The organism is Frankia sp. R43 (assembly GCF_001306465.1).
GTDB lineage: Bacteria > Actinomycetota > Actinomycetes > Frankiales > Frankiaceae > Parafrankia > Parafrankia irregularis.
On record NZ_LFCW01000002.1, the window covers coordinates 751,043 to 768,759 of the forward strand.

Consider the following 17,717-nt stretch of genomic DNA (forward strand, 5'->3'; position numbering starts at 1 on the left):
GCCTGTCCGGAGCGGGGTGAGGCGCGAGTGTGTGCCGCGTGTGGGCGCTTTGGCAGCCACGTGCGGCTCCGCAACTACCCCGCAGCCACGCCTGGGACCGCCTGCGCCGTGCTCGGGCGGTCTCGTCGCTCTCGCCCTGCCAGGGCTACGGCCTGCCGGCCACCGCCCGCGGAGCCGCCGACGGGGGCTGGCCGCAGGTGGGGCGGCCCTGCCCGCGGCAGGTCACCGTGGGGAGAGGTCGGAGGGCTAGCGGAACGCGGACGCTGCCACGCGGGCCGCGGCGGCACACTCGTCGTCGCGCTGAACCCGCAGGTGCGAGGAGCTGCCAGGGGGCGACGAGGCGGCGCAGCGCCGTGTCGGACCTGAGGGCAGGCTGCGCGGCGTTACGCCGCGGCCTGCGAAGTCAGGCCCGGGTCATACAGGCCGCGGCGACGACCCTGCTCAGGTCGGTCACGCGGTCGCTGTGCAGAAGGAAGCCAGAGGCGGCCATGCGTGAACTGTACGCCAACGCGGTGCGGTCTCGTGGCAGGGCGCAGTTCGTTCGATACACCCGGCAGTGTCCCAGACCGGCGCCTGTCTGGTTATCGTCACGTGAGGCCTGTGGACGGGAGATGCGAGATGGTCCAGACCGGCTCGGGGACGGACGCACTCGTGGCCTCGGCGGGCAGCGCTGGTTCCAGCGGGAGTGCACACGGCCCGCCGACGACGCCGACGGGGGAGACCTTCACGGTGCAGAGCCGCATGCGCGGCCTGCTGGACGCCGTCGTCGACGTCGCCCGTGAGCTGAGTCTCCCCGTCACCCTGCACCGCATCGCACAGGCGGCGCGCTCGCTGGTGGACTGCGAGCTGGGCGTGCTGGGGGTGCTGGGCCCGGACGGTCAGATCACGGACCTGATCAGCGGCGGTGGGACCGGTGACGAGGTCCCGGCCGGCATCGTCCGGATGCCGCGTGGGCGGGGCCTGATCGGCGAGCCCGCCGGGGAGCATCCGGCGCCGGCCGCGGCGGTCACAGGCACGGTTGTCGTGTCGCCCCAGGCCCTCGGCTTCCCGCCCGGCGGCTGCAGCTTCCGGACCTTCCTACGGGTGCCGATCGCCGTGCGCGGCGAGGCGTTCGGGAATCTGTACCTCGCCGGCAAACGCGGCCCGGAGTTCACTCAGGAGGACGAGGACCTCGTCGGCGCACTGGCCGCCGCGGTGGGCTTCGCCATCGAGAACGCACGTCTCTACGAGGCGACCAGGCGGCGTCAGGCGTGGCTCACGGCGAGTGCCGAGATCACCACGGCACTGCTGTCGGTGGCGGAGCCGGTCGAGGCACTCGGGCTCGTCGCGCGGCGGGCCAGGCAGGTCACCTCGGCCCGCCTGGCCGCGATCGTCTCGCCGGCGCGCACCGCCCGCCCGGGCGCCGCCGGGCCGGCCCTGACCGGCCCGTGGCGGCCTGCGGCGGCGCCCGGTGTGCCCGGTGCGTACGGCTCCTCGGGTTCCTCGGACGCCTCCGATCCGTCCGGTGCCCCGCGTGCGTCCGGTGCGTCGGGTGTGCCGCGTGCGAACGGCGACGGGTTCGCGGTGCCGCTGGAGATCGCGGTGGCCGACGGGGCGGGCGCGGAGAGCCTGCAGGGGCGGAGCCTGCCCGAGTCGACGGGCCTGCTCGGCGTCATGCAGGCCGGCCGGGCCAGGATCATCCCGCCGGAGCGGGTGGACCCCGCCGCCCGCGATCTGCTGGGGGAGGTCGTCGACGGGCTCGAGATCGGCGCCGTGATGATCGTTCCGCTGTTGGCGGCGGGGCGGCCGCTGGGGCTTCTGGTGCTTGCGGCACCCCCGGGAGTGGCCGTCTTCGAGCACCTCGATCTGGAGATGGCGGCGGCGTTCGCCGGGCATGCGGCCCTCGCGCTGGAGATGGCCCGGGTGCAGCGCGAGCGGGAGCGGCTCGCCGTGTTCGAGGAACGCGACCGCATCGCCCGGGATCTGCACGACGTGGTCATCCAGCGGCTGTTCGCCACCGGTCTGCAGATCCAGGGGCTGTCGCGGGTGATCGACGACGCCGCGGCGGCCCGGCTGACCTCAGCCGTCCGCGAGCTGGATCAGACGATCGCCGACATCCGACAGACGATCTTCTCGCTGACGGCGGCCTCCGGGGCGGTCGACCTGCGGGCGGAGATCGCGGCGATCGTCGCCCAGGCCGAACAGGCGCTCGCCATCCGGCCGACCGTGCGCATCGACGGCCCGGTCGACCGCGGCATACCCACGGTGATCCACCCGCATCTGCTGGCAGCCATCCGTGAGGCGCTGTCGAACATCGCTCGCCATGCTCGGGCCACCCGGATCCAGGTGCTGGTACGGGTCACCAACACGGACGTCTCGGTTCAGGTGCGCGACGACGGCTGTGGCCCTGGGGGTGCCTCCCGCAGCAGCGGCCTGGCGAACCTTCGCCGCCGCGCGCTCGACCTGGGCGGCCGGATGGAGTTCGGCCCGGGGGAGGGCGGCATCGGGACCACCGTGCGGTGGCATGTCCCACTGGTTCAGCCCGTTCCGGTGCCGCGGGCGCTGAGCCGGCTGGGCCGCACGGCCCAGCCTCCGGGTGTCGCGACCCCGGGCGGCGCGGTGGACCCCGGAAACCACGGCGACAGAGCCCCAGGGGCACTCTGAGCGCCCGCGCGGCGCCCTGTGGCCGTGCGCTCGGGAGCCGGTGGTGTGCCCCGGCTAGGAGAGCGTGTGCCAGGTCGACCGTACGGGCCGGGGCACGGCGTGGGTCAAGGTCAGGTCGACAGCTTGGTGGCGAACACCGCCGCCTGTGTCCGGCTCTCCATACCGAGCTTGGCGAGCATGCTCGACACGTAGTTCTTGACGGTCTTCTCGGCCAGGAACATGCGCGCGGCGATCTGGCGGTTCGTGAGCCCCTCCGCGATGAGGGACAGGATCCGCCGCTCCTGGTCGGTGAGGCCGGAGAGCCGCTCGTCCTCGACCGGACCTTCCCGCAGCCGGTAGAGCACCCGTGAGGTCACCGCCGGGTCGAGCAGGGACTGCCCTGCCGCCACCTGACGCACCGCGTCGACGAGGGCGTTGCCGCGGATCTGCTTGAGGACGTAGCCCGCTGCCCCGGCCATGATGGCGGTGAACAACGCGTCCTCGTCGTCGAACGAGGTGAGGATCAGGCACGCGATCTCCGGGGCGTGGGAGCGGACGTGCCGGCAGACCTCGATGCCGCTGCCCTCCTGAAGGCGCGCGTCGAGGACGGCCACGTCGGGCCGCAGCATGATGATCTCTGCGATCGCGTCGTCCGCGCGGCCCGCCTCGCCGACGACGACGATGTCGGCCTCGTCGGACAACAGGTCGCGCAGCCCGCGGCGCACGACCTCGTGATCGTCGAGGAGGAAGACGCGGATCGACCCCGGGCGCGACGACCTGGCAGGTGACGCGCCGGTTTCGGGACTGCTCGTCGTTAGCTCTGCCACCGTTGACTCCGCCCGACCCCGCCGTCGTTGAAGACCGTCATCATCGCTGAGGGCGCGCGCCATCGTTGAGCCAATTCCGTCTCACGTTTGTCGAGCGCCGTAGCCGCAGGGCCGTAGCCACAGGACAGAGTCGACGATGGAAGGGGCTCATTGAGGACCGTCGCCTTATGTCACGTGCAGCACGCAGATTATAACTCTCCCGATCGGGGACTCCGGTGGGTTCGGCCGTTGTGGGGCGGTGCTCCGGACCGGCGCCGACCCCGTCGCCAGGCGTGTCGCGTTCGTGTTGGTTCGGCCCGATCCACTCTGGCTGGAGGGCGGGCTCGACGGGAGGCGGCCGGCCGGTGCGGTCACCGATCCGGCCGGTGTCGCTCTTTGATTGCCTATCCATCGCTTTTTCTGAGATGTCCGATCGCTGCCCGACTGCCGCTGGTCGCCCTTCGATCACCGTGCGATCGTGGCGTGGTCACAGTGCGGTGGTCGCCCTGGCGGGGCTGCCCCGCCGCCGTCGAGGGCGGTGGCGGCGGGCTGGGTGGCTCCGACGCCCGGCCGTGATGCCGCGGACCCATGCCGCGAGGCGATGGCCCGGCGCCCCAGCAGTGCGGCGATGCCGATGGTCAGGCCGGCCACCGCGGTGACGAGCAGCCCGTGATGCGCGCCGCCGCTGTCGACGAGCATGCCCGCGACGGGTGTGCCGGCCGCGAGCCCGCTGACGACGGCCATGGTGAGCCAGGTGAAGCCCTCGGTCCGGGCCTGGGCGTCCACCAGACGCTCGACCAGCGCGTTTCCGGTGATCAGCGTGGGCGACGAGGTGGCCCCGGCCAGTAGCGCGAGCGGGATCATCAGCGGCAGGGCCACGCCGGCGAGTGGCAGCGTCATGCCGAACGCCATGAAGGTGGCGGCCCGCAGGAAGCGGTCGGGCAGCGGTCGGGACTGGGCCCGTGCGCCGTAGACGAGCCCGGAGAGGGCGGATCCGCCGGCGAACAGGCCGACCAGCAGGCCGCCGACCGCGGCCAGGCCCTCCTCGCGGGCGAAGGCGACCATCGACACGTCCACCCCGCCGAACGCGAGACCGATACAGAAGAAGACCACGAGCACGGTACGAGTTCCGGGATCGCGCAGCATTCGTGGCCTTGTAGTGATCTCTGCATCGCGTGGTCCCGGGTCGGTGTCCCGCAGGAACACCAACGCCGTGGTCCCGGCGGTGAGAAAGACCATCGCCGCGATCAGCCCGGCCGCCGGCGTGACGAGCACGGCGAGCATGGTGACGAGGACCGGCCCGAGCACGAAGACCAGCTCGTCGAGCGCGGACTCCAGGGCGAGGGCGGTGCCGAGCAGCTCGTCCCCGGAGAGACGGGCACTCCAGCGGGCCCGGGAGCACGCGGCCACGGGCGGCAGCGAACCGCCGGCCACCAGGGCGGCGGTGAACCAGACCGGGTGGGGTGCGCCGGCGGCCACGGTGGCGATGAGCGTCGCCATGGCCGCCAGATGGCAGGCCAGGCAGGCGAGCAGCACCCGGGCCTGCCCGAAGCGGTCGAGCGCGCGCCCGAGGCGGGGTGCGAGCAGGGCCTCACCCACCGCGCTGGTCGCCGCGACCGCGCCACCGAGCCCGTAGGAGTCCGTCCTGGCCTGGACGAACAGGACGGTTCCGACGGAGACCATCGCGATGGGTAGCCGGCCGATGAACGCCGCGGGCACGAAGCGGACGGCGCCCGGGGTCGCCAGGGCGCGGTGATATGCGGTGGTCATGACCGCATTCACACTGCCCCATCAGACAGGCCCATGACCAGCGGTTTTGTGCCACATCTGAGCGGCCGGAGAGGTGTGGCGGCCGGTCGGACGCGGCGGGGGCTCCGGCCGCGGCGTCTGGCGTCTGGCGTCTACGTGTGGGAGCCCTCGTCTCAGCCGCGGTGGCGGGGCCGGGACGCACGACGCGTCCCACCGAGGCCGGGCGGCTCCCGGACCCACCGCGGCTGCGCCGCCTGACGGGGCGAGGGCCCTGCGGCGCGCAGGCGCTGGACGAACGGGGCCACCAGCACGGCACCCAGCACGAAGCCGACCACATGGGCGCCGTAGGCGACGCTCCCGCCACCGGAGACGCCGATACCGGTGAAGTACAGGTACTGCAACGCGAACCAGAACCCCAGCACGATCCAGGCCGGCAGCCAGAAGGGCAGGAAGAACAGAACCGAGACAAGGCCGATCACCCGGGCGCGCGGGAACACGACGAGGTAGGCGCCGAGTACCCCGGCGACGGCGCCCGAGGCGCCGATGAGGGTGTCGGTGGTCTGGCCCTCGAAAAGAGCGAAGCCGTAGGCGGCCGCCATCCCGCAGGCCAGGTAGAACAGCAGGTACAGCAGGCGGCCCATCCGATCCTCGATGTTGTTGCCGAAGACGCCGAGGAACAGCATGTTGCCGATGAGGTGCAGCCAGCTTCCGTGCAGGAACATCGAGCTGAGCGCGGACAGCACCGGTGACTTGTGGAACGTCGCCGGCGACTCCACCAGGCACCCGACCCGCCCCTGGCTGTCCACCGTGAGCCGCCCGGAAGCCGCCGACGGGAGCTGCTTGTTGGTGAGCAGCTCCTTGGGGATCGCGCCCCACTCCGCGTAGAAGCGCTGCTGTTCGCAGACGTTCTGCGGGCGCGAGGCCTGCACGCCGGCGACCGAGCTGACCATGGGCGTGAAGAACACGAAGACCACGACGTTGGCCGCGATCAGCAGCCAGGTGATGACCGGTCTGCGCCGCATCGGGTTGATGTCGTGAATCGGAATGACCACGACGTCATCCTGCCGTACCCGATCGAGTCGGTCGCATCGTCATCCACCATCGCGATGGCCGGGCGGGCAGGTGCCGGGATGCGCGCGGGCCGCCAGCCGCCCCCGCCAGGCCCTGACGCCCGCCCTCCCACGGGGGACGTCCGCACGGGGACGCGCTCGTGGGGAGGGCACGGCGTCTCAGGACGAGAACGGTTCCAGGGCGAGAGCAGTCTCAGGAGGAGAACAGGAGGCGGGTGAGCCGCCCGTGCCCGTGCCCGTAACCGTGCCCGTAGCCGCCGTGGCCGTGGCCGTGCGAGCCCCAGGCAGGCTGGCTGTAGTGGCCACCGGGCGGCGGCATCGGCGCGGGCGGGGGCGCCGGCTGCGACCACTGGGACTCGAGCCGGGTGATGGCCTCGAGCTCGCCGTAGTCCAGGAAGATCCCGCGGCAGTTGTCGCACTGCTCGATCTGGACTCCACTACGGGTGTAGGTCCGCATCGCGCCATGGCACTTGGGGCATACCAGGCCATGTCCAGCAGAGTAGTTCATCCCTACCCTTTCCATGCGTACAGTCGCGCCGTGGGGCGGAAGCTACGCCACGGCGCTCACCTGCGATCGCCAGGGGTCGCTCCGGGCGGGCCCTCGGCGCGGAGGACCAGCGAGAGATTATCCGTCGATGGTCAACAGAGGCGAGGTCCGCACTTCGTCGGCAGGCCGACTGGACCAGGCCGACTGGACCAGGCCGAGTGAAAACGGTGCCGTCGCCTCGCACCGACCTCGCACCAGTCTCGTTCCGAGCGGTGGTCAGACGCTGTGATGTCCGGCTCCGGCGGAGTCCATCGTCCGTGAACGGGGCCCCGGGCGTCGTCGGACGTCGGGCAGGTGACAGGGCGCGGCGTCGAGGGATCCCCGCGCTCGGCATTTCGTGATCAGGTGCCCGAGGCCAGTCGGCGGGCGCAGTCGAGGAAGGCCCCGGCTCCTTCGTCGAACGGGGTGCCGCGCAGCAGGTGGTCGGTGATCGCGCCCGCCGCGTACTGCACGGTCACCGCCCGGGCCGGTCCGTCCACCGCCGCCCAGGGATCCGGGTCGGAGCCGAGGGCGACCCCGCCCGCGCCCCGGTAGGCGTCGACGAAGCGTGACCAGACAGCGCCGGGAAGCACGCCGGCGGCGAACCACGCGGCCGGGCGGGCCAGGTCCCAGGCGGGGTCGCCCCAGCCCAGGTCGTCGATGTCGATGATCCGCCAGCACTGGTCGGCGGCGGCGGCATGCGGCTCGCGGGGCGCCCGGACGACCTGCCCGAGGTGCCAGTCGCCGTGGATCAGCGCCACCCGCCTGCCCGGCCGGCTCGGTGCCTGCCGCAGCCAGGGTGGCAGTGCCGCGTGCGCGCCACGGACGTCCTCGGCGAGACTGAGGATCTCCGCGGCCACGGGTCTGGCCGATCCTTCGCCTGTGGTCGTGGTTGCGTTCGAGAGCCCGGTCTCCATGTGGTCCATGGCGCGCTGCAGGCGGGTGCAGACCGCGGCGGGTGGCACGGTCAGGGGGTGCAGGGCCGCGAGGTCCGTGGCGTGCAGGCGGGCGAGCAGCTCGGCGGCGGCCTCCCAGGGAGCGGCCTCGACGTCCCGCTCGACCTCGGCGAGGCCCAGCGCCGTCGCGGCCGGCCAGGCGGTGACGAGCCGGCCGTCGACGGTGGCGAGCAGCCCACCCTGGATGCCCGGCCCGCCGTCCTCCCCGTCCCCGGTGCCGAGACGCAGCGGGGGCAGGAACAGCGGAGCCAGCCGTGGGTCCGCGGCGAGGCGCAGCCGGGCCAGCAGCGGGCCCGCGGCCTCCTCGGCCATGTGGGTCTTGACGACGATGTCACCGTGGCGAACGACGTGCCGGCCCTTGCGGTCGGTGAGGACCTCCCCGCCCGGTCGGGTCAGCTCGCCCGCGTCCACCGTCCGTGGTGTGGCGCGCAGGCGGGCGCGCTCGGTGTGACCGGTGCTCATCGAGCCTTTTCCATCGTCGACCCGGGCCTGTGGCGGCCCTGACCGCGCGCCGTGAGAGGGAGAAGGCTCATTGGTCTGATTCTCCGCCGGGCTGCCGGCGGATGACCACGGTCCGCCCGGGGATCACGGGCCGCCGGGACCACTGTGCGCCGGGACCACTGGGCGCCCTGATACGGCCCACCCCGCTCGACCCGTCCGGTGTGCTCGGCCCGGCCGGCCACTAACGTCGGCTGATGCAGCCGCTGAGCCAGGCCGAGGCCGTCGCGCGAGCCGAGCTCGTCCAGGTCCGTTCCTACGACGTCGATCTGGACCTGACCGGGGTGCCGGACGGCCCGCGGTTCACCTCGACGACCACGGTGTCGTTCACCTGCCGGGTTCCGGGCGCCAGCACGTTCGTCGACGTCAAGGCCGTCTCGCTGGATCTGGTCCGGCTCAACGGCCGGGAGCTCGACGCGTCGCCCGCGCCCGCCGGCCGGCTTGTGCTGACCGACCTGGACGTCGAGAACACGCTGGTCGTCCGGGCGACGATGGCGTGCACGAACACCGGGGAGGGGCTGCACCGGTTCACCGACAGTGAGGACGGCGAGGTCTACCTCTACGCGCAGTCCTTCCTCGACGACGCGGCGCGGATCTTCGCCTGTTTCGACCAGCCCGACCTCAAGGCACCGCTGCGGCTGGCCGTGTCCGCGCCGGGCGGCTGGGAGGTGCGGGCGAACGGTGCGGGAAACCAGGTGGCACCGGGCCGCTGGGAGTTCGAGCCCACCGTCCCGCTGGCCACCTATGTGGTCTCTCTGGTGGCCGGGCCGTATCAGGTGTGGAGCCGCACCCACGACGAGGTCCCCCTGGCGCTGCTGTGCCGCCGGTCGCTCGCGCCCTTCCTGCAGGCGCAGGCGGCCGAGATCTTCCAGATCACCACCGAGTGCCTTGATCATTACCATGAGCTGTTCGGCATTCGCTATCCGTTCGGAAAGTACGACCAGGCGTTCGTGCCCGAGTTCAACATGGGCGCGATGGAGAATCCGGGCCTGGTCGTCTTCCGCGACGAGCTGGTGTTCCGGTCCGCGGTGACCGAGGCCGAACGGGAGCGCCGGGCCGTCGTGATCGCCCACGAGATGGCGCACATGTGGTTCGGCGACCTGGTGACCATGCGCTGGTGGGACGACCTGTGGCTCAACGAGTCGTTCGCCGAGTACATGGGCACCCGGGTGACCGCGGCGGCCACCGGTTTCACCGAGGCCTGGACGAGCTTCGCGGTGGGCCGCAAGAGCTGGGGCTACGCGGCCGACCAACGCCCGTCCACCCATCCGGTGGCGCCGCCCGCCGTCGCGGACACCGCCGCCGCGCTGCTCAACTTCGACGGCATCTCGTACGCGAAGGGTGCCTCGGCGCTGCGCCAGCTCGTCGAATGGGTGGGGGACGAGGCTTTCCTGGCCGGGCTGCGTGCGTACTTCACCGCGCACGCCTACGGCAGCGCCACCCTGGCCGACCTGCTGGCGGCGTTGGAGCAGGCCAGCGGCCGGGACCTGGCGGGCTGGGCGCAGGCCTGGCTGCGCCGGCCCCGGCTCGACACGCTGCGGCCGCGGGTCAGCCTGGACGAACAGGGCGCCTACGCGGCGGTCGAGATCGTCCGGACCGAGCCGGCCGGGGAGCCCGCGGCGCGGCCGCACCGGGTGGGGATCGGGGTGTTCGACGCGCCCGGGGAGGGTGGTCCGGTGACGCTCGTGCGCCGGGCGACGGTCGACCTCGAGCCGACGGCCCCCGGCGGGCGCACGCCGGTGCCGCAGCTCGTCGGCACCCGGCCGGGCCGGCTGCTGCTGGTCAACGAGGGCGACCTGACGTACGCGAAGATCAGGTTCGGGTCGGAGGACCTGGCACGGCTCGGCGCGGTGCTGGCCGAGCTCGCGGATCCGCTGGCACGGTCCGTCGTGTGGTCCGCTGCCGCCGACCTGACCCGGGACGCGGAGTGGCCGGCGGCCGACTACCTGACGCTGGCGGCTCGGGCGTTGCCCACCGAACGCTCGGTCGCGGTGCTCGAGGACGCGCTCGGCTTCGCGGTCGGCACGGTCGTGCACTGCTACCTGCCGGACAGGGACCGCTCGGCCGCCCGACGCATGATCGTCGACGCCTGTCAGTCGGTGATCGACCGGGCTGCCGGGCCGGCCCCGGCCGGCGCGTCGGCCGGATCGGCCGGTGCTGGCGGTGCTGCCGGGCCTGGTGGCGCTGCCGGGGCCGGGGCCGGGGCCGGAGCCGGGCTGGTGCTCGCCGCGGCCCGCGGGCTGGTGTCGTGCGCCGAACGGCCGGAGGCGGCGCGGCTGCGGGGCTGGTTGGCGGGCCGGGACGTCCCGGCCGGGCTGGTCGTCGACCCGGACCTGCGCTGGCGCCTGCTCGACCGCCTGGTGGCGTTGGACGAGGCCGGCGAGGCGCAGATCGCGGCTGAGCTCGACAACGACCCCAGCAGCCGTGGCATCGAGCAGGCGGCGCGGATCCGGGCGGCGGTCGGCGACCCGGCGGCGAAGGCCCGGGCCTGGCGGACCGTCACCGCGGACGAGGCGATGTCGGTGCGGCTGGTCGCCGCGACAGCGCAGGGCTTCTGGCAGCCGGACCAGGGCGATCTGACCGATCCCTACGTCGAGCGGTATTTCGCCGAGCTGCCCCGGGTGGCGGCGCGGCGCTCACCGCATGCCGTCCGGCAGGTCGCGGCGGCGGCGTTTCCGCGATACGCGGTGCGGCCGGCCACCCTGGCCGCGGCGGAGAGCCTGCTCGCCGGCCCGGACGCGGGACCCGTGCTCTCCCGGGTCGTCATGGATGCCGCCGACGACCTGCGCAGGGCCGTGGTGGCCCGGGAGATCCACCGGCGGGCCTGCCCGCGGGGATGGCCGGGCGTGCCCGCCGGCGACGGCGCGGTCAGCGGCTGACGAACGGTCAGCGGCTGACGAACGGTCAGCGGCTGACGAACGGTCAGCGGTTGATGAACGGTCAGCGGTTGATGAACGGTCAGCGGTTGATGAACGGTCAGCGGTTGATGAACGGTCAGCGGTTGATGAACGGTCAGCGGTTGATGAACGGTCAGCGGTTGATGAACGGTCAGCGGTTGACGAACGTCGGGGCCCGCCGTTCGCCGAACGCGGCGCGGGCCTCGGCGTAGTCCTCGGTGGACTGCACGACCGCCATGTGGGACGCGATGAGGTCCAGGTTCGTCCGCAGGTCGAGGTTCTGGGACTGGTAGACGGCTCGTTTGATCATCGCGGTCGAGATGGGGGACATCGCCGCGAGGCGACCGGCGAAGGCGTAGGTCTCGTCGAGCAGGACCGCGTCGTCGTGGACGCGGTTGACCATGCCGATCCGCTCCGCCTCGACGCCGTCCACCGTGTCGCCGCTGAGCAGCAGCTCCAGGGCCTTCGCCGGCCCGACCAGGCGGGGGAGCAGGTAGGTTCCACCGTCGCCGGGAACCAGGCCGATCCTGATGTAGCCCTCGGACAGGCGCGCGGAGCGGCCCGCGAACCGCAGGTCGCACATGAGCGCCATGTCGAGCCCGGCACCGACCGCGACGCCGCTGATCGCCGCGATCAGCGGCTTGCTGAGGTCCAGCACCGCCCGGGCGACCTTGTGGACGCCTTCGGTGAGCATCCGGCGGCGCGCGATCGGGGTGGGCTCGATCCCGCTGAGGACCGCCAGGTCGATGCCGGAACAGAAGGCCCCACCGGCCCCGGTCACCACCACGACCCGCACCTGCGGGTCCGCCTCGGCGGACCGCAGGACCTCCGCCCACCTGTCGATCATCGTCAGGGTGAAGGCGTTCTTGAGGTGGGGACGGTTGAGGGTGATCGTGGCGATCCCGTCGGAAACCGAGTAGATCAGCTCGTCGGGCTCGGCCGTGTCGGTCCCGGGCAGGTTCTCGTCGCTCATCTGGCTGTTCCTACCAGTCCGGTCCGGGAGAGGACGGCCGATGTGGGGCTGAGAACTGTTGGTGATCCGCGCCAGACGGGTCCTCGTCCGGCAGTCGCGCCCGCAGCCAGCAGACCATCCCAGGATTTCGCCGGAGATGTCGCAGATCGGCACCGATCTGCGATCGCTGGTCGATGGGCGGGGGCTCGCGCTCCACGAACGCCGCCGGACCAGCGGGAGTCCGGCGGCCCGGCTTGGCGAGTCGCAAGCGTGCAGGATTTTGGTCGTGCGAACGACCAAAATCCTTCCTTCTGACAGGTTGCCAGGTGCTCGTTCGACCCCTTTGCCCCTCTTGAGGTGAATTATGAGGTGAGTTTGTGGTGCTGCGTGGCGGTGCGGGCAGGCGCCGGCCGGTACCCACGCCCCAACCCGCCCGCGGGGTATGTGCTCCCGCGGGCGGACGGGTTGCCGGGAGGTACGCGGGGACCTGCCCCGGTCGGGATCAGTGCGGGCGCTCCCACCAGTGGTGGCGCCCGGAGCGTGCGCCCGAGCCGGCGCCGATCGGCGCGTTCTGGTCGGTACGACGCTCCTGCTCGGCCCGCTCACGGTCGCTCATCGCCCGCCCGGCGGCTTCCTCGTCGGCACGGGTGCCCGGCCCACGGTGGCCGTCAACGCCGTGCGTGTCGACGGCGCCGTGCCTGTCGACAGCGTGGTCGGCCGACGCACGCGGATCAGCGTGCCCGTTGTGGAACCGGCGCGGTTCGTCCGGGTAGACCGAGGCCTCGTCGAGTCGGTCGGACCCGGCACCCACCGGCTCGCGGCCGACCTGTGCCCGATCGTCGGGCCTGCCTGCGGAGCCCTCAGGACCGAAGGGCCGGAGCCCGGCCGGCTCGGCGCCGGCGTACTCGCGGCCGGCCGATTCGCGACCGGCGTACCTGCGGTCCGCGTACTCGCGATCGACGTACTCGCGATCGGCGTACGAGCGGTCCGCGTACTCGCGGTCGGCGGGTGCCGCGGCGGCGCCGACCTCGGCGTGACGTCGGTGCCCGCGGGCGTGCCGACCGGTGGCCTCGGCCATCCCGAGCCGGCGGTTGCGGGCGGCGGCGACGTCACGCACACCGACCACGCTGAGCCGGCCCAGGGCGCTGGAACCGAGGAACAGGATCAACGAGCCCAGCCCGTAGAAGAAGCTGATCATGATCAGGGTCTGGCGGGTCTTCCCTCCGAGCGGCGTTCCGAGCGCCCCCGGATTCCAGATCTGGGAGAGCGGAGCACCGAGGACGAACCACAGGCCGGCCACCGCCGCCAGGGCCGCCCCGATCAGAGCGTTCGCCCGGTTGCGGCTGAACATCAGGATCAGACCGGCCACGATCGCCACGATTCCGGGCAGCACCGACAGCCAGAACCGGTTCGCGGTCCAGGACCACGCGTCGGTGGTGAAGCCGAAGTCGAAGTACGGCCCCACGAAGGGGATGAGTGCTCCCCACAGGCCCGCCGCCACGAGCAGGACCCCGCTGAGCGCGCCCTTGGTGCGCGGGACGTGCATCATGTCTCGGCCGCGTGGCCGTTCGATCACATTTGTGTCCATCGCTTCTTCCTCCCCGGCGGACCGGTCGTGACCTCACCGCGGTCTGCGGTCGGTCGCCGACTGGGTATCGGTCGCCGACTGGGTCGTGGTGACGTGGGACATCACCCCCGCCGGCAACAGCGCGAGGGCTGCCAGTGCCGCGACGCCCGCGGCCAGCCCCAGCAGCACCCAGGCGTTGAGGATCATCCCGACGAGCGCGAGCACCACTCCGACGACGACGACTGCGGTCAGTGCCCAGACGAGGACTGGTCGCTGCTGGGTCGGGCCGGTGTGCACGGTCATCGGACACCTCGGTGTGGTTGGTGGCCGCGGTCTCACGCGCGGACCGTTCCGTATCGGGGTACCCCGGTCCGGCGCATCCCATCGGGGGATCTGGCCACCAAACGTGGGACGACCTCGGCTTTCGTGCCGGTCGCCGGCGCGGCGCTCGGTAGTCTGGCGTCCCATGGGCCGGCCGAGCCGTCCCCGCCGGGGAGGACTCCTGGCAGGGACCTGCCTGGCAGTGCTGGCCGCGGCCGTCTTCGCCCCGGTCGGTACCGCCGTGCTCGTGGTGCACGAGACCGCCCAGAACGCGGCCTTCTACCGCGGCGCGCTGGAGACCGCCCAGGTCCACGAGCGGATCAGCGACGAGGTCCTGACCGACCCCCGGCTGGCGGACGTGACCAGTGACCTGCTGGCCGATCTCCCCGTCGACCCCGACCTCGTCGTCGACAACCTGCAGCTTGTGGTCCCGCCGTCCGCGCTGCGCGGGCTGACCGACGGTGTCGCCGACAACGTGGCCGCCTACCTGGACGGCAGCCGGGCGGAGTTCGTCCTCGCGGTCGACCTGAGCCCGGTCCTGGACAACATCGGCCGGCTGGCGTCGGTCTACCTGGCCGGCCAGGTGTCCGGCGCCCCGCGCTACCGCACCGAGGACGTCGCCGCGGCCCTGCGCGACGTGCTCGACGGGGTGGACCGGGTGAGCCAGGGCCGCCCGCCGGCCTCCATCCCCGAGATCGAGCTGACCGACGACCAGGCGGCCTGGGTGGCCGACCTGCTGCTGAGCAGGGTGGCGCAGGCCCGGCGGCCGCACGTGCGGGAGCAGGTGCTGGTCGCGCTGCGCTCCGGCGACCTCGGCGAGGCGCTGGCGCTCGTCGGCCCGCTGATCTTCGCCGGGGACGTCTCGGCGGTCGCCGACCTGCGCGCCCGGCTCGCCGGCGGCGCCGTGCTCGACCTGGGGCGTCCGCTGTCGGGCGGTCGCGGCGGGTCGGCCGGGCTCGCGCTGCGGACGGTCCACCGGATCGGCGGCACCGGCATGGTGATCCTCGCGGCGCTCTGCTTCGCGCTGCCCGCCTGGGCCCTGGTGCGTGCGCTGCGCCCGCCCGGCCGGGCCGGTCCGCCTGGCCCGATCGGGCGGCCTGCTGCACCCGGACCATATGGCCCGTCGGGTCGACATGGCCCGTCCGGGCGACGTGCGCCGTCGTACCGGCCCGGGCCGGCGGCCGCGTTGCGGACGGTGAGCCTGGTGCTGATCGCCGCCGGAGCGACCGCGACCGCGGCGAGCGTAGGGGTGACCACCGCGATCGGCGATCCGCTGGTCGCGCTGCGCGGCCCCGACTCGCCGCTGCCGCCGGCGGGTCAGCGGCTGCTCGCCGACGTCGGGCAGGTGCTCGTCGCCGACGTCCGGTCGACCTGGCTGGCCATGGCGGTCGTCCCGCTGGTGGCCGGGGGAGTGCTCGCGACCGTGTCAGTGCTGGCCAGCTACATCTACCGGGCGCGGGGGCGGTTCCGGCGCCTGCTGGCGGTGGCCGGCGCGGCCCTGATGTTCCTCGGGGTGTCCTGGACGGTGCTGCCGGGCCGGGCGGGGACCGGCACCGCGTTCTGCAACGGTGGGGTCGACCTGTGCGCCCGGCGTTACCCGGACGTCCTCTACCCGACGACGCACAACGGCATGGCGTCGGTGCGGGCGGGCTTCCTCGGCGCCGTGCAGGACCCGGACCTGGTCGGCCAGCTGGACAGCGGAATCCGGGCGCTGATGCTCGACGTCCACCACTGGACGACACCCGCCGAGGTCGAGTCGTTCCTGGGCGAGCTGCGCCCGGCCGCCCGTGAGGCCCTCGCACCGTTCGCCACCGGGGCCCGCTCCGAGCGCCCCGGGCTCTGGCTCTGCCACGGGATCTGCCAGCTCGGCGCCACCGCACTGGACGACGCGCTCGCCGGCGTCGCGGGCTGGCTCGCCCGCAACCCGGCCGAGGTCATCACCCTGATCCTGCAGGACGAGGTCCCGCCCGAACCGGTCATGGCCGCCTTCCGGGCCGCCGGCCTCGGGGACTACCTGGCCCGCCCACCCGCACCGGGACGGCCGTGGCCCACGCTGGGGCAGATGATCGACCGCGGCCGGCGGCTCGTCGTCTTCGCCGAGAACGGTGACGTGCCGGGCACCTGGTACCGCAACTTCTTCCGCCTGAACGCGGACACACCGTTCGACGTGCGGATCCCCGGCGGTTTCAGCTGCCGGCTCGGCCGGGGCAACGCCCACCCGCGGATGCTGCTGATCAATCACTGGCTCACCGACCATGCCGCGACCCGGGCGGACGCGGCCCTGGTGAACACCGCGTCGGCGCTGGCCGCGCACACGGAGCAGTGCGCGGCCAGCGGGCTGCGGCCCACGTTTCTCGCTGTGAACTTCGCGACGGTCGGTGACCTGGTGCAGACCGTCGCGAACTACAACCTGCGCCGCCCGCGCTGACGACCGACGCGAGCCGCCGCGGTGCGCCCGGCCAGCCCGCGGCGGCGGTCAGCGCCGTCGGACATTTCCGCCGCCGGTGGAACGGACGCGACATCCGCGCAGGTAGCCCGGCTGTCGTGCCGTTCGAGGACGGCGCCGTCGGGGGAGGAATCCGGCCATGGAATCGCGGCGGCACCTGCCCTTCCGGATTCTGGGGCCGGTGGAGGTAAGCGCGCCCGACGGCAGCGCCGTGCCCATCGCGCAGCCGAAGAAGCGGCGCCTGCTGTCGCTGTTGCTGCTGGTTCGTGGCCGATGGGCGAGCACCGAGCACATCCGCGCCGTGCTGTGGGATGTCGACCCGCCACCGTCGGCTGTCGGCAACATCAAGACCTACGTCTCGGACCTGCGCCAGGTTCTGCCGGAGGGTGAGACCGCGGGCCTCGGCCGGATCCAGGGCCGGCACGGCGCGTACCGGCTCAACGCGGCGGCGACGGAGGTCGACGTCTGGCTGTTCGAGGATCTCGCCCGCCGCGGCCAGGACGCCCGCTGGAACGGGGACGCCGCCCGCGCCGTCGAGCTGCTCGGCGACGCGCTGGCGGTGTGGCGGGGCGAGCCCTACGAGGATCTTCCGGAGGAGGTCGTCCGCACCGAGGCGGCCCGGCTGCGGGAGCTGCGGGCCGTCGTCCACGAGGACCTCGCCGACGCGCTGCTCGACCGCGGCCAGTACGACCGGGCGCTGCCGATGCTGCGGGCGCTGACGCTGCAGTACCCGCTGCGGGAGCGGCTGTGGGAGCAGTTCCTGGTCGCGGCGAGCTGCTCCGGGCACCGCGCCGACGCGCTGGCCGCCTACCGCACGGCCTACCACCTGCTGTCCCAGGAGCTCGGGGTCGAGCCGAGCGTCGAGCTGCGCCGGATTCACGCCCAGGTGCTCGCCGGCGAGCCGGCCGAGACCGCCGCGGCGCGCAGGGTCCGGCACGGAGCCGGTACGGACCACACGGACCACGCGGCCCAGGAGGGCCGACCGCGGCCCACCGGTGCTGGACGAGAGGACGGATCCTGACATGTCAACCCAGCTGCGAGAGCATGTCGTCCGCACCCGCACCGACTACGGTGCCGTGCTGCTGGACGAGCGGACCGGCCGGTACTTCACGCTCAATCCGACCGCCGACGTGGCGGTCGGCGTCCTCTCCGGCGGCGGCACACCCGACCAGGCCGCGCAGGCGGTGACCGAGGCCTACGAGGTGGACACCGCCACCGCGCGGGCCGACATCGACGCGCTCGTCGCGCAGCTGCGCGACGCCGGGCTCGTCCGGTGACGTCGGTGACGATTCACGGCATCCGCGACC

At 73.1% G+C, this 17,717-nt stretch carries 13 protein-coding genes; 5 read left to right on the forward strand and 8 right to left on the reverse strand.

The annotated features are described in order from the left end of the window. The first annotated feature begins 618 nt into the window (after positions 1-618). Positions 619-2,643 carry a GAF domain-containing sensor histidine kinase gene (locus ACG83_RS11165; protein WP_054566072.1) on the forward strand — a complete coding sequence of 675 codons (2,025 nt, stop codon included), beginning with the start codon at positions 619-621 and terminating at the stop codon, positions 2,641-2,643. A gap of 110 nt (positions 2,644-2,753) precedes the next feature. Here ACG83_RS11165 and ACG83_RS11170 read toward each other — a convergent pair whose 3' ends face one another. The 5 genes from ACG83_RS11170 to ACG83_RS11190 all read right to left on the reverse strand — a co-directional run bounded on the left by ACG83_RS11170 (position 2,754) and on the right by ACG83_RS11190 (position 8,191). Further along, positions 2,754-3,449, reverse strand: coding sequence for a response regulator transcription factor (locus ACG83_RS11170; RefSeq protein ID WP_054566073.1), 696 nt, complete (start codon positions 3,447-3,449; stop codon positions 2,754-2,756). Between the two features lie 444 nt (positions 3,450-3,893). Further along, complete coding sequence (locus tag ACG83_RS11175) at positions 3,894-5,198, reverse strand: MFS transporter (RefSeq protein ID WP_083473143.1); 1,305 nt, start codon at positions 5,196-5,198, stop codon at positions 3,894-3,896. Between the two features lie 152 nt (positions 5,199-5,350). Further along, positions 5,351-6,229 (reverse strand): rhomboid family intramembrane serine protease, encoded by an 879-nt coding sequence (locus ACG83_RS11180; RefSeq protein WP_054566074.1) that lies wholly within the window; start codon positions 6,227-6,229, stop codon positions 5,351-5,353. Positions 6,230-6,440: 211 nt separating this feature from the next. Next, positions 6,441-6,755 carry a zf-TFIIB domain-containing protein gene (locus tag ACG83_RS11185; RefSeq protein WP_200931299.1) on the reverse strand — a complete coding sequence of 105 codons (315 nt, stop codon included), beginning with the start codon at positions 6,753-6,755 and terminating at the stop codon, positions 6,441-6,443. 380 nt (positions 6,756-7,135) lie between these two features. Then, complete coding sequence (locus ACG83_RS11190; RefSeq protein WP_054566075.1) at positions 7,136-8,191, reverse strand: phosphotransferase family protein; 1,056 nt, start codon at positions 8,189-8,191, stop codon at positions 7,136-7,138. Positions 8,192-8,424: 233 nt separating this feature from the next. On the opposite strand from ACG83_RS11190, the gene pepN reads away from it, so the two are divergent. Then, positions 8,425-11,106, forward strand: a complete 2,682-nt coding sequence (pepN, locus tag ACG83_RS11195) for an aminopeptidase N (RefSeq protein ID WP_054566076.1) — start codon at positions 8,425-8,427, stop codon at positions 11,104-11,106. 169 nt (positions 11,107-11,275) lie between these two features. Here pepN and ACG83_RS11205 read toward each other — a convergent pair whose 3' ends face one another. The 3 genes from ACG83_RS11205 to ACG83_RS11215 form a co-directional block, all read right to left on the reverse strand. Beyond that, complete coding sequence (locus ACG83_RS11205; RefSeq protein ID WP_054566078.1) at positions 11,276-12,097, reverse strand: enoyl-CoA hydratase/isomerase family protein; 822 nt, start codon at positions 12,095-12,097, stop codon at positions 11,276-11,278. A gap of 481 nt (positions 12,098-12,578) precedes the next feature. Next, on the reverse strand, positions 12,579-13,664 hold the full coding sequence (locus ACG83_RS11210; protein WP_054566079.1) for a hypothetical protein: 1,086 nt from the start codon (positions 13,662-13,664) through the stop codon (positions 12,579-12,581). Between the two features lie 33 nt (positions 13,665-13,697). Continuing rightward, the gene (locus ACG83_RS11215; RefSeq protein ID WP_054566080.1) at positions 13,698-13,946 is read right to left on the reverse strand and encodes a hypothetical protein; all 249 of its coding nucleotides are present in this window, start codon (positions 13,944-13,946) and stop codon (positions 13,698-13,700) included. Positions 13,947-14,166: 220 nt separating this feature from the next. Here ACG83_RS11215 and ACG83_RS11220 point away from each other — a divergent pair, with 220 nt between their 5' ends. The 3 genes from ACG83_RS11220 to ACG83_RS11230 all read left to right on the forward strand — a co-directional run bounded on the left by ACG83_RS11220 (position 14,167) and on the right by ACG83_RS11230 (position 17,687). Continuing rightward, a complete protein-coding gene (locus ACG83_RS11220) occupies positions 14,167-16,392 on the forward strand; it encodes a hypothetical protein (protein ID WP_054566081.1) in 2,226 nt (741 codons plus the stop codon). A 157-nt stretch (positions 16,393-16,549) separates the two neighbouring features. After that, the gene (locus tag ACG83_RS11225) at positions 16,550-17,431 is read left to right on the forward strand and encodes an AfsR/SARP family transcriptional regulator (protein ID WP_054566082.1); all 882 of its coding nucleotides are present in this window, start codon (positions 16,550-16,552) and stop codon (positions 17,429-17,431) included. A gap of 1 nt (position 17,432) precedes the next feature. Then, positions 17,433-17,687, forward strand: coding sequence for a lasso peptide biosynthesis PqqD family chaperone (locus ACG83_RS11230; RefSeq protein ID WP_054566083.1), 255 nt, complete (start codon positions 17,433-17,435; stop codon positions 17,685-17,687). Positions 17,688-17,717 lie beyond the last annotated feature (30 nt).

Bases quoted from the DNA above. Each gene is read 5' to 3' on its own strand.
- ACG83_RS11165 (WP_054566072.1), top strand. From the start codon at position 619: ATGGTCCAGACCGGCTCGGGGACGGACGCACTCGTGGCCTCGGCGGGC.
- ACG83_RS11175 (WP_083473143.1), bottom strand. From the start codon at position 5,198: ATGACCACCGCATATCACCGCGCCCTGGCGACCCCGGGCGCCGTCCGC.
- ACG83_RS11185 (WP_200931299.1), bottom strand. From the start codon at position 6,755: ATGAACTACTCTGCTGGACATGGCCTGGTATGCCCCAAGTGCCATGGC.
- ACG83_RS11190 (WP_054566075.1), bottom strand. From the start codon at position 8,191: ATGAGCACCGGTCACACCGAGCGCGCCCGCCTGCGCGCCACACCACGG.
- pepN (WP_054566076.1), top strand. From the start codon at position 8,425: ATGCAGCCGCTGAGCCAGGCCGAGGCCGTCGCGCGAGCCGAGCTCGTC.
- ACG83_RS11205 (WP_054566078.1), bottom strand. From the start codon at position 12,097: ATGAGCGACGAGAACCTGCCCGGGACCGACACGGCCGAGCCCGACGAG.
- ACG83_RS11210 (WP_054566079.1), bottom strand. From the start codon at position 13,664: ATGGACACAAATGTGATCGAACGGCCACGCGGCCGAGACATGATGCAC.
- ACG83_RS11215 (WP_054566080.1), bottom strand. From the start codon at position 13,946: ATGACCGTGCACACCGGCCCGACCCAGCAGCGACCAGTCCTCGTCTGG.
- ACG83_RS11225 (WP_054566082.1), top strand. From the start codon at position 16,550: ATGGAATCGCGGCGGCACCTGCCCTTCCGGATTCTGGGGCCGGTGGAG.
- ACG83_RS11230 (WP_054566083.1), top strand. From the start codon at position 17,433: ATGTCAACCCAGCTGCGAGAGCATGTCGTCCGCACCCGCACCGACTAC.